Here is an 11374-nt window from a genome sequence, read left to right on the forward strand (position 1 = left end):
TGATCGATTGCTTCAAGTGCGCGCCGGTACAACGCTGTTGGCGGCCTACTGGGCCTGCGGCTGGGCCGCGCCGCCGGTGTCCAGGGTGGGTCCCTTGGGGATGAAGGTCGCCCAGGACTGCGGTACGACCGCGGGGTTGGAGACCTTCTCGTAGCCCAGGCGGGTGCGGGCCTTGTCCGTCTCACTCGCGTCCGACGAGGAGGACGAGGTCGACGTCGAGGGCGACGAGGACGCGGCCGAGCTGTCGTTGTTCGACGGGAGCGAGTAGCGCAGGCCCGTGTCGGTCAGCAGATAGGTGGCGCCGCCGCCCTGTGCCGTACCGGTGACCTCCTGGAAGAGGAGTCCGGAGCCGGAGGAGACATAGGCGCTGAGCGAGTCGGCGACCACCTTCTTGGGGTACGCCGTCCCGGCCCAGGCGGCCAGCCGGGGCTTGCGGTCGGCGCCGACGGTGCCGTCGTAGACGCTGCACGAGGTGGTGCGGGCCTGGCCGGTCGCCGTGGCTGCCGGGTTGGCCTGCCGCGGGACGGTCTGCGGCCAGCCCTTGTCCGCGTAGAAGGTGGCCGCCCCGCCGCCGTTGGCGGCGATGATGTCGGGGGTGGCGACCTTGATGTCGGCGATCGGGTCGGTGCCGTAGGCCAGTTTGGCGGACGGGGAGTTCTTGAGGAGGCTGGCCACGAAGGGCGTGATCGTGGCGACCTTGTCGGGCAGGACCACGTAGTACTGGGTGCCCTGCGCGTCATCGGCCTTGAGTACCCGGCCCACCGTCTGCGCCTCCTGCGGCAGGCCCTTGAGCGCGGTCGGCCGGCCGGCGGAGGGCACGGTGGGGAAGGTGATGGCGCCGCCCGGGTTGAGGGTGTGCAGCCACTGCTCGCTCACCGGCTGCGGCCGGGCCGTGGTGCCGACGACGGCCGCGCGCAGCTGCTCCATGGTGGTGCTGTCGAGGCCGGAGGGGCCGCCCAGCAGGAAGGCGCTGCCGCGGCCGTCCACCAGGTACTCCTGCGAGGTCTTGGAGTCGACGACGTAGAGGGCCTCGCCCGCGTCCACCTTCCCGGCGTCGGCGAGGGAGGTGGCGTCGCCCGCGTCGAGGACGAAGACGGCGCGGTCGATGGCGTCGGCGGAGCCCGGGGCGGGGCGTTCGCACACCGCCCAGGTCTTGGCCTTCTCCGCGTCCTCCGTGGCGGGCAGCCGGTCGGGGGCGTACGGGATGCCGAGGGTCGCGCCGTGCGGGATGCCGCTCTTGTCGATCGCCTTGCCGGGGACCTCGATGACGCTGCCCTTGTCCTTGTCCAGCAGGAGCTTGGCGGAGGCGTAGTTGAGGACCGGGTGCAGGGTGGCGACGTCCTTGCCGTTGGCCGCCTTGTCGTCGAGGACGACGTAGCGCGTCGTGGAGTCGCTGTCGACGATGATGTACTCGCCGGGGGTGTCCCAACCGGGCGGCGCCGTGGGCTTGATGACGCCCCAGGCGATGAATCCGACCACCAGGACGACACCCATGGCCAGACTGGGCATCACCGTCTGCATCGGGCGCGGTGCACCTTCGTCGGAGCCTCCCGGCGACGGCGCCAGGAAGGCCGCGACGGTGCGCTTGCGCGCGTACGTGTAGGCGGCGAGCTCGTCCCGACGCTTTGCCATGGTCCCCAGGTCTCCCGTTGTGTGATGCTCTGCGTGTTCGACGTGTGTGTCGACGTGCGTACTTCGGCGTGCGTGTTTCGGCGTGTGTGTGACGTACTCGGAGGGCCGCTGCGGCCGAGCAGGCATTTACTATCGCACTGCACCGCGGGCCGACGGCTCGTCAGGTGGGCGGCCGCCCCCGCATCTTCACAGAGCCTCACACGGCGCACCACCGTACGGGAGCGGTCCGTGGCAGGCTGACCGCCCGGGGTACCGGTGTCCCCTGTGTCGCCCCGCGTTCAGCAGCGGGTACCGTGAGCCAGCGCATGGACGACGTGGGCCTTCGGTGCCCCTGGCCCGTCGCGGGATCCCCACAGCGGATCCGCCCGACGAACGGCCATTATTTCGCGAAAGGGATGTCCCGGGGGATGACCAGCGCTACGAGCACTCGGCGCGGAGGCCGCGCACCGCAGCAACAGGACGGCCCGGGCGGCGGACGCGGGCCCGCTGCGGCCCCCGCCGCGTCGCCGCGTACGCTGCCCCGCCCGGGCGGCATGGGACCGCTGCGGCTGCCGCAGCTCGTGCTGATGGAGCTGGCGGTGGCGGTCGTGCTGGCCGCCTGGGCCGCGGGCGCCCCCTGGCTGCTGGCTCCGGCCGTTGCCGTGGCGGCGCTGCTGCTGCTTCCGGCCGTGCTGCGCCGGGGCCGCCGTCCGCTGCCCGAGTGGTACGAGACGACGCGCGCCCTGAGGCGGCGGCTGCGGGAGGCCAAGCTGCCCGTGCCGCCGGGGACGGAAGCGATGCTGGCGCCGGTCGTCGAGTGCGACCCGGCGCTGCGCACCTGCCGTTTCGTGTCCCGGGACGACCGTTCGATCGGCATGATCGGCGACGGGACCTTCCTGACCGTCGTCCTCTTCGTACAGCCCGGGGACCAGCCGCTGCGTCCCGAGTCCGCCGGGCGGCAGCTGCCGCTCCATCTGGTGCACGACGCGCTGGAGGTCGACGGGATCCGGCTCGCGTCCGCGCAGGTCGTGCAGCACACGCAGCCCGCGCCCGCGCCGCATCTGCCGCCGCAGTCGGTCGCCGTACGGTCCTACGGTCCGCTCCAGGCGCAGGCGGGCTCCCCCGCGCTGCGGCTCACCTGGGTCGCGCTCAAGCTCGATCCGGAGCTGTGCCCGGAGGCGGTGCAGGCCCGGGGCGACGGCGTGCCGGGGGCGCAGCGGGCGCTGCTGCGGGTGGCGGACCAGCTGGTGAGCCGACTGGCCGGGGCCGGTTTCAAGGCGACCATCCTGGACGAGACCGAGCTGGTGCAGGCGCTGGCGACGTCCAGCTGCCTCAACCCGCGGGCCAACGCGCAGCACGCCCAGGAGGGGCGGCAGCCGCAGCGGCGCACGGTCGAGTCGGTGCGCAGCTGGCGCGTCGACGACCGGTGGCACACCACGTACTGGCTGTCCCGCTGGCCCCAGTTGGGCAACGGCGGGGTCGGACTGCCCGAGCTGGTCACGCGCTTCACCTCGATGCCCGTCCTCGCCACGACGTTCAGTGTGACCCTGGGCCGGGCCGGCAGCCGGGGTGTCTCCCTCGCCGGGCACCTTCGCATCACCACCCGCGGTGACAGTGAACTCGTGCAGGTGGGACGGGAGTTGGAACGGGCCGCGAGCGCGGAGAAGGTCGGTCTGGTGCGCCTCGACCGGGAGCAGGTTCCCGGAGCCCTCGCCACCCTGCCCCTCGGAGGTACGTACTGATGTCCCATCCCGCTCCCTCCGCGTCGCCCGTCCCGCCGGGCCAGCACGGCCGGGCCGCCGGGCGCACTCCCGCGCATGTGGCCTCGCCCACCGACACCGGGGTGGTCCCGGTCGCCCACCAGCCGCAGGCGGCGCCGGAGCAGCGGCGCGTCGTCAGCCCCGGGTTCGGGCTGCGCGGGCCGCGCCGCAACCGCCATGTGGTCACCGTCGACGAGCTGGCCGCGATCAGTGTGCCGATCGGTGACGACGGTGTGCTCATCGGCACCGATCCGGAGTCGCGTCCGGCGGTGCTCGGCCTGTCCCGTCCCACTCCCTACGAGATCGTCCTGGTGGGCGGGCTGTGGCTGGCGCAGGTGCTGGCGCTGCGTGCCGCGGCGACGGGCGCCCGGGTGGGGGTGGAGACCGGCCGTCCGGGGGCCTGGCAGCAGTTGGCGCAGGCGGCGGGCGGCGGCCAGCAGTGTGTGACGGTCTATCCGGTGGGCCGGGTGCCCGCCCAGGGGCCCTCCGTCTCCAGTCCGGTGGTGCTGATCCGGGACTGCGGTGTCCGTCCGCCGCGCGGACGGGTGACCTCCCTGCCGTGGCAGTCCGTTGTGACGGTGCTGCCCTTCGTCAGTGAGCATGCGCCGCGCTGGCTGGCGCAGGCGCATCTGGTCGGCATCCAGCGCATCTCGCCGCAGGAGACCGAGGTTGTACGGGACACGCTGGGCATTCCGGACGAGCAGCTCCAGGCGCTGCCGACCCTCTACGACGGGGTCGCCCTGTGGTGCACACGCCAGCACCGCAGATTTGTGATGACCGAGCCCACGGACGCGGAGACGGGCCTGCTCGGCGCTGCCCGCCGCATGGACTGACGCCTCGTCGCCCCGGGTCGCGGCACGGGGCACAGGCGCCGACGGGCACTTTTCCCTCGCGCGATACGAGTGATTAGTCTTCTGGTGATGCGGTGACGTTCGCAGCCGCGTGGGCTCGCCACTCGGTCCGCCCGGCCGCGACGACGACCAACTCAGCTCAGCAGCAGTGGCTGACCAGGAGGCAAGCAGTGAACAGCGATCGGTCCGAGTACAACGGCGGCAGCCCGTCCTCGGACGGGGACGATCAGGAGGTTGACCTCACCGGCGAGTTCGAGATCGTCTACACGCCTCCCGCCTGGTATGCCCAGAGCACCACGCAGGGAGCTCCGGCCGGTGGGCCGGGGGACGCCGGGCAGACTCCGCCACCGCCGCCGTCCGGGTCACCCTTCGGGCCTCCGTCCGGGTCTCCCCTCGCACCGCCCTCCGGGTCTCCCGTAGGACCGCCGTCCGGTTCTCCTGCCGGTCAGCCGTCCGGGCCTCCGGCCGGGCAGCCGGGGGGTCCCGGTCCCGCACCGCACGCCGTTCCGCCGCACGCTGCCCCGCCCCCGGCTCCCGCGCCGCATGCTGCTGCCGCGCCCCAGACTCCTGCTCCGCATGTTCCGCCCGCTCCCCAGGCACCCGCACCGGCGCAGCCGTACGCCCAGGGCGTGCCGCCGCAGCCCGCGTTCGGGGCTCCTGGCGTACCGGGTGCGCCCGCCGCACCGGGTGCACCGGACGCATCGGGTGCACCCGGCCCGAACGGGATGGGTGGCTACGGTTTTCCGCCGCCGCAGTCCGTTCCGGGTACGCCCCCGGGGGCGCCCCTCGGCTACGGCTATCCCCAGGGCGCGCCCCCGGCGGCCACGGGAATGGGCGCGCCCCCGACGCAGCCCCACCAGCAGGTACCGGCCCACCAACAGGCACCGGCCCAGCCGCAGCCGCCGGTCCAGTCGCAGGCACCCGCCCCTCAGCAGGCGCCCGTTGAGCCGCAGGCCCCGGCCCAGCCGCCGAGCGCGCCCGGTTTCCCCGTACTGCGGCCGGTCGACGACGACACCCCGGCCCAGGAGCCCCCTGCGGCCGCTCCCGTGGCGGAGGTTCCCCGGGGCGCCGCCCCCGAGGAGCCGGTGTCCGAGCTGAACCACGCTGCCGCCGACGCGGAGGCCCAGAGGCTGTTCGGCGGTGACTCCGACGACGAGGAGCCGGAGGAGAAGCGGACCGAGGACGCGGAGCCGGAGGCAACCACCGGGTCCGCCGGGTCCAATGGACCGGACGGGGCCGCCGAGTCCGCCCCGGCGGCGGAGGGCGAAGGTTCGGCGGATGCCGTACCCGCCCCCACCGACCCCACCGCCCCCGCACCCGCCGCCGCGGACAACGTCGGCGCCCAGGAAGGCGCCACCGGCACCGCACCCGCTGGGGAGCCGAACTCCCCCACGGCCACGGACATCGCGGCGCAGACGCCCCCCGCCCCCGGCCCCCTCCCTGCGCAGCAGCCGCCCGCGCAGGCCCCCGCCGCGCCCTTGGCGGACCAGGAGCTTCCGCCGCTGCCGCAGGGCTATGTGCCCGCCCAGTCCACCCCGGGCGTACCGCGGCAGGCCGGGCAGCCGGGCCAGGCTCCGACGGCGCCCGCCACCGGCTTCGGTCCCCCACAGCACCCTGTCCAGCCCGAGCACCAGGTGCCCCCGCAGCATCCCGCACCGCCCGAGCACCAGGTGCCGCCGCAGGGCTCGTTCGGGCCGCCCCAGCCGCCCACCGTCCCGGCCCAGGGCGGCCGTCCGGTCGACCCGCGCCAGGCACCCCAGCCCCCGCAGTCGCAGGCCCCCCAGCCTCCGCAGCCCCAGGCCGCCGGTTACGGCTACCCCCAGCCGCCCCACCAGCCCCAGCCGGGTCCCGCCGGTTACGGCTACCCGCAGCCGCCCGCGCAGCCGGGACCGCAGCAGCCGCCCGCCCAGCCGCTGCCGCAGCAGCAACAGCCCGGACCGGTCGCCTACGGCTACCCGCACCAGCAGCCCGGCTACGGCTACCCCCTGCCCGCCCAGCCGCAGCAGCCGCAGCAGTCGGCCGCCCAGCAGCAGCCGCCCGCCCCGTCCGTTCCGCAACAGCAGGCGCCTCAGCCGCAGGCATCTCAACCGCAGGCGCCCCAGCAGCAGACACCGCAACAGCCCCCCGCCGCCTACGGCAACCAGGGCTGGACCGCGCCGGTCGGCCCCCAGGCCGGTCCCGGTGGCCCGCAGCCGCAGGCCACGCCCGGCACTCCGCTCGGCTACAACGCCGCCGTGGAGCTGTCCTCCGACCGGCTGCTGCGCAACCAGCCCAAGGTGCGCAAGAACAACACGAGCCCGTCGCGGTTCAAGTTCGGCGCCAAGAAGGAGGAGGCCGAGCGGCAGCGGAAGCTGGGGCTGATCCGTACGCCGGTGATGTCCTGCTACCGGATCGCGGTGATCAGCCTCAAGGGCGGCGTGGGCAAGACCACGACGACCATGGCGCTCGGCGCGACGCTGGCCACCGAGCGCCAGGACAAGATCCTGGCGATCGACGCCAACCCGGACGCGGGCACTCTCGGCCGACGGGTGCGGCGCGAGACCGGTGCCACCATCCGTGACCTGGTGCAGGCGATCCCGCAGCTGAACAGCTATATGGACATCCGCCGCTTCACCTCGCAGGCGCCCTCGGGTCTGGAGATCATCGCCAACGACGTGGACCCGGCGGTCTCGACCACCTTCAACGACCAGGACTACCGCAGCGCGCTGGAGGTGCTGGGCAGGCAGTATCCGATCATCCTCACGGACTCGGGTACCGGTCTTCTCTACAGCGCGATGCGCGGAGTACTGGACCTGGCCGATCAGTTGATCGTCATCTCCACACCCTCGGTGGACGGTGCGAGCAGCGCCTCGACCACGCTGGACTGGCTGTCGGCGAACGGTTTCGCGGATCTGGTCCAGCGGTCGGTCACCGTGATCTCCGGGGTCCGCGAGACCGGCAAGATGATCAAGGTGGAGGACATCGTCGCGCACTTCGAGACCCGCTGCCGCGGTGTTGTCGTGGTGCCCTTCGACGAGCACCTCGCGGCGGGTGCGGAGGTGGACCTCAACATGATGCGGCCCAAGACCCGCGAGGCCTACTTCGACCTCGCCGCGCTGATCGCCGAGGACATCACCCGTACCCAGCAGGGCTTCGGCAATCCGAACCTCCAGTACCAGCAGCCCCCGCAGGGCTACGGGCACCCGCACCAGCCCCCGCAGGCCTACGGTCAGCCCGGCGGCTCCCCCCAGCCGGGTGAGGGCTGGCCGCAGGGGGCTCCCGGCCAGGGGTGGCAGCAGCCCCCGGCGCCGGGGCAGAGCTGGCAGCAGCAGCCCGCGCCGGGCCAGGGCTGGCAGCAGCCCCCGGCTCCGCCCGCCCCGCAGCAGGAGCAGCCCCCGCAGGGCCCGGTACCGCCGGGCTGGACCCAGCAGTGAGACCGGGCGCCGCGTAGGTGCCTGCCCGACCCGCAACGCCTGAGGGCCGACACGTTCATCGTGTCGGCCCTCAGGCATGTGCGCGGCTGTGGCCGCCCGTCGTCGTTACCGCAGGTCGAACTCCCCGTCGCGGGCCCCGAGTACGAACGCCCGCCACTCCGCCTCGGTGTAGCGCAGGACCGTGTCGGGGTCCGCCGAGTTGCGCATGGCCACCGCGCCGCCCTCCAGGTAGGCGATTTCCACCCGCTCGTCCTGGGGACCGTCGGGGGAACCGACCCACTCGACGCCACTGATGTCCATGGCGTACAGCGCTTCCTTCTCCTGCTCGGTCGCCACCCGTTCACTCCGTTCCACCGAACTCACCGGCCTTGCCGACCTTACGGACAGCGAGGATTCTACAACTCAGCGCGGCGGCACGGAGCTTGGACAGCGAGAACGGCACAGGCGGGACGAACCGGGCACGCTCGGATCGGACGCGGACCGGACGCGCATCACGCCCGGATCGGGCCCGGCCTCAGGCCCGGCTCAGACGCCGCTCTCCGCGGCCGCGATCAGCTCCCGGCAGCGCTTGACGTCCTCCGCCATCTGCTCCAACAGGGCGTCCAGCGACTCGAATCGGGCCTGGCCGCGGACGTAGACGAGGAAGTCCACGGCGACATGGAGACCGTAGAGATCGAGGCCCACGCGGTCGATGGCGTACGCCTCCACGGTCCGCTCGGTGCCGTCGAACTGAGGGTTGGTGCCGACGGAGATCGCGGCCGGCATCACCTCGCCCTGGGCGTGCAGCCACCCGGCGTAGACGCCGTCCGCGGGGATCGCGGTGTGCGGCAGGGTCTCCACGTTGGCGGTCGGGAAGCCGAGGTCACGGCCGCGCTGGGCGCCGCGTACGACCACGCCCTCGACCCGGTGCGGACGGCCGAGGATCTCTCCGGCGCCCTCCACGTCGCCCTCGGCGATCAGCCGCCGGGTCAGGGTGGAGGAGAAGGGTGCGCCGCCGCCCGCGTCACCGGACACATACAGGTCCACGACCTCGACCTCGAAGTCGTAGGTCTTGCCCTGCTCGGCGAGGAACTCCACGTTTCCGGCGGCCTTGTGGCCGAAGCGGAAGTTGGGGCCCTCGACCACGGCCCTGGCGTGCAACTTGTCGACCAGGACCTTCACCACGAAGTCGGCGGGCGAGAGCCGGGAGAACTCGGTGGTGAAGGGCAGGATCAGGACCGCGTCGACGCCCAGCTCCGCGCAGAGTTCGGCGCGGCGGTGGTGGGCGGCGAGCAGGGGCGGGTGGCTGCCGGGGCGCACGACCTCGCTGGGGTGCGGGTCGAAGGTGACGACGACCGAGGGGACGCCCAGCTCGCGGGCGCGGGCCACAGCGTGCCGGATGATCAGCTGGTGCCCGCGGTGGACACCGTCGTAGGAGCCGATGGTGACGACGCTGCGCCCCCAGTCCTCGGGGATGTCCTCCAAGCCACGCCAGCGCTGCACTGTGACCGCTCCTCGTCGAACCCGTGTCCGTGTTTGCCTTGTACGCAGGTCTAAGGGTGCCATGCCGGGGCCCTGCGCTCCGCATCGGCGTGGTGGCTGTGACGGGCGGCACGTGCGGCGGCGGCACCGCTCCGATGATCGAGGGAACAGGGCGCGCGGCGAACGCGCCCCCTTCCACTCCCTCGGTTCACTCCGAGCGCCTGCCCATTGGGGTGAATGGACGGGGGGTGATGGACAGACCTCTGGAGGGGGAACGAGGGGGGACCGTGGAGCGGCGGCAGGTACCCCGTGACCGCCGCTCCACGGGCGACTGCCCGAAGGTCATCGACCACGGCCCGGCCCCCTCACAGCAGGCGCACCGGGGCGCCCCGGGTCGGCCTCAGCCGAACACCGCCACGCTCTTGGCCTTCCCCTTGTGCGCCTCGACCAGCGCGAGGAGCTGCCCCTCCGGGTCGAAGACGGCGACAGGACCGGCGCCCGCGTACTCGTCGGGCATCTCCAGCCGGACGCCGTTCGTCAGCAGCCGGGCCCGCTTGGTGTCCACGTCCCAGCGGGGGAACGCGGCCGCGGCGGCCTCGGCGACCGGCATCACGGTCAGCTCCTGCTGGAGCTCGTCCAGGGTGCGCGCGGAGTCGAGCTTGTACGGGCCGACGCGGGTGCGCCGCAGGGCGGTGAGGTGGCCGCCGACCCCGAGATCGGCGCCGAGGTCGCGGGCGAGGGCCCGGATGTAGGTCCCGGAGGAGCACACCACGGAGACCACCAGGTCCAGCACCGGGGTGCCGTCCTCGGCGACCGCGTCCCGGACGTCGTAGACCGCGAAGGAGGAGACGGTGACCGGGCGGGCGGGGATCTCGAAGTCCTCGCCGTCCCGGGCGCGCTTGTAGGAGCGCACCCCGTTGATCTTGATGGCGCTGACCTTGGACGGGACCTGGAGGATGTCGCCGGTCAGCTTGGCGATGCCCGTGTCGACGGCCTCGCGGGTGATGCCGGAGGCGTCGGCGGCGGAGGTGATCTCCCCCTCGGCGTCGTCCGTGACGGTGTTCTGCCCGAGCCGGATGGTGCCCAGGTACTCCTTCTCCGTCAGGGCGAGGTGCCCGAGGAGCTTGGTGGCCCGCTCCACGCCCAGGACGAGCACGCCCGTAGCCATCGGGTCCAGGGTCCCGGCGTGGCCGACGCGCCGTGTCCTCGCGATCCCGCGCATCTTGGCGACGACGTCGTGCGAGGTGAAGCCCGACGGCTTGTCGACGATGACCAGGCCGTCGGGCGTGCTGTGCTGCTGGGTCATGCGGAGGTGTCGTCCGTCTCGTCGTCGGAGCCGGGCTTGCGGTACGGGTCGGCCTCACCGGCGTACGCGGCGCCGGTGGCGCTCTCGCGCACCTTCGCGTCGGAGGCACGCGCCTGGTCGAGGAGGTCCTCGATGGTCCGGGCGGTGTCCGGCAGGGCGTCCGCGACGAAGGTGAGGGTGGGGGTGAACTTCACGCCCGCGGCCCGTCCGACCTCGGAGCGCAGGATGCCCTTGGCGCTCTCCAGGCCCGCGGCAGCGGCCTGCCGCTCCTCGTCGTCCCCGTACACCGTGTAGAAGACGGTCGCCTCCCGCAGGTCACCCGTCACCCGGGTGTCCGTGATGGTGACGTGTGTACCGAGCCGCGGGTCCTTGATCCCGCGCTGGAGCTTCTGGGCCACCACCTCTCGGATGAGGTCCGCCAGCCTCTTGGCACGCGCGTTGTCGGCCACTGGTCCGTCTCCCGTTCTTTCCTGTCTGTGTTCATTGCTCAGTCGTCGTCGCCGTGGAAGCGCCGTCTCGTGGACAGCAGCTCCACCTCGGGGCGCCCGGCGACCAGCCGCTCGCAGCGGTCCAGTACGTCGGTCACGTGCCCCGCGTCGCCGGACACCACCGCGAGGCCGATGACGGCCCGCCGGTGGAGATCCTGGTGCCCGACCTCCGCCGCGCTCACCGCGTACTTCCGCTGGAGCTCGGCGACGATCGGCCGGACGACGGAGCGCTTCTCCTTCAGCGACCGCACGTCGCCCAGAAGGAGGTCGAAGGACAGCGTCCCCACATACATCTGTGATTCCGGATGACCCGCCGGTACGGGATCGATGGCCCCGCCGCCGGAAGGGGCGGGGACACGAAAACCGTACAACGAACACCCGAGGCGGCTCGACGGGGTTTTCCCCGGGGAGCCGCCGGGCCCGGGGAAAACCCCGGGAAGACGGCGCGCTGGCCGACGGGACCAGGTCCCGTCGGCCAGCGGCG

The 11374-nt window shown here is 73.1% G+C and carries 9 protein-coding genes; 3 read left to right on the top strand and 6 right to left on the bottom strand.

Features of this window, described 5'->3' with window-relative positions; translation table 11 throughout:
* Positions 1 to 45: 45 nt before the first annotated feature.
* A complete protein-coding gene (gene eccB, locus ACIHAA_RS16405) occupies positions 46 to 1632 on the bottom strand; it encodes a type VII secretion protein EccB (RefSeq protein ID WP_399817535.1) in 1587 nt (528 codons plus the stop codon).
* Between the two features lie 407 nt (positions 1633 to 2039).
* On the opposite strand from eccB, the gene eccE reads away from it, so the two are divergent.
* From eccE to ACIHAA_RS16420, 3 genes are all read left to right on the top strand, one after another.
* Positions 2040 to 3353: a type VII secretion protein EccE gene (gene eccE, locus ACIHAA_RS16410; RefSeq protein WP_399817537.1), complete on the top strand. Its 1314-nt coding sequence runs from the start codon at positions 2040 to 2042 to the stop codon at positions 3351 to 3353.
* A complete protein-coding gene (locus ACIHAA_RS16415) occupies positions 3353 to 4204 on the top strand; it encodes a hypothetical protein (RefSeq protein ID WP_399817539.1) in 852 nt (283 codons plus the stop codon). The genes eccE and ACIHAA_RS16415 overlap by 1 nt, the downstream gene beginning before the upstream one ends.
* Positions 4205 to 4392: 188 nt before the next feature.
* Positions 4393 to 7635, top strand: a complete 3243-nt coding sequence (locus tag ACIHAA_RS16420) for an SCO5717 family growth-regulating ATPase (protein WP_399817541.1) — start codon at positions 4393 to 4395, stop codon at positions 7633 to 7635.
* A gap of 105 nt (positions 7636 to 7740) precedes the next feature.
* Here the strand turns inward: ACIHAA_RS16420 and ACIHAA_RS16425 are convergent, their stop codons facing one another.
* The 5 genes from ACIHAA_RS16425 to ACIHAA_RS16445 form a co-directional block, all read right to left on the bottom strand.
* Positions 7741 to 7971, bottom strand: a complete 231-nt coding sequence (locus tag ACIHAA_RS16425; protein ID WP_399817543.1) for a DUF397 domain-containing protein — start codon at positions 7969 to 7971, stop codon at positions 7741 to 7743.
* 189 nt (positions 7972 to 8160) lie between these two features.
* Positions 8161 to 9117, bottom strand: a complete 957-nt coding sequence (locus ACIHAA_RS16430) for a bifunctional riboflavin kinase/FAD synthetase (protein ID WP_399817545.1) — start codon at positions 9115 to 9117, stop codon at positions 8161 to 8163.
* Between the two features lie 379 nt (positions 9118 to 9496).
* The gene (truB, locus tag ACIHAA_RS16435) at positions 9497 to 10402 is read right to left on the bottom strand and encodes a tRNA pseudouridine(55) synthase TruB (RefSeq protein WP_399817548.1); all 906 of its coding nucleotides are present in this window, start codon (positions 10400 to 10402) and stop codon (positions 9497 to 9499) included.
* A complete protein-coding gene (gene rbfA, locus ACIHAA_RS16440; protein WP_399817551.1) occupies positions 10399 to 10851 on the bottom strand; it encodes a 30S ribosome-binding factor RbfA in 453 nt (150 codons plus the stop codon). Before rbfA ends, truB begins: the two co-directional genes overlap by 4 nt.
* 38 nt (positions 10852 to 10889) lie before the next feature.
* Positions 10890 to 11183, bottom strand: a complete 294-nt coding sequence (locus ACIHAA_RS16445) for a DUF503 domain-containing protein (protein ID WP_399817552.1) — start codon at positions 11181 to 11183, stop codon at positions 10890 to 10892.
* Positions 11184 to 11374: the final 191 nt, after the last annotated feature.

The sequence above is a fragment of the Streptomyces sp. NPDC052040 genome (assembly GCF_044548405.1).
Classification (GTDB): domain Bacteria; phylum Actinomycetota; class Actinomycetes; order Streptomycetales; family Streptomycetaceae; genus Streptomyces.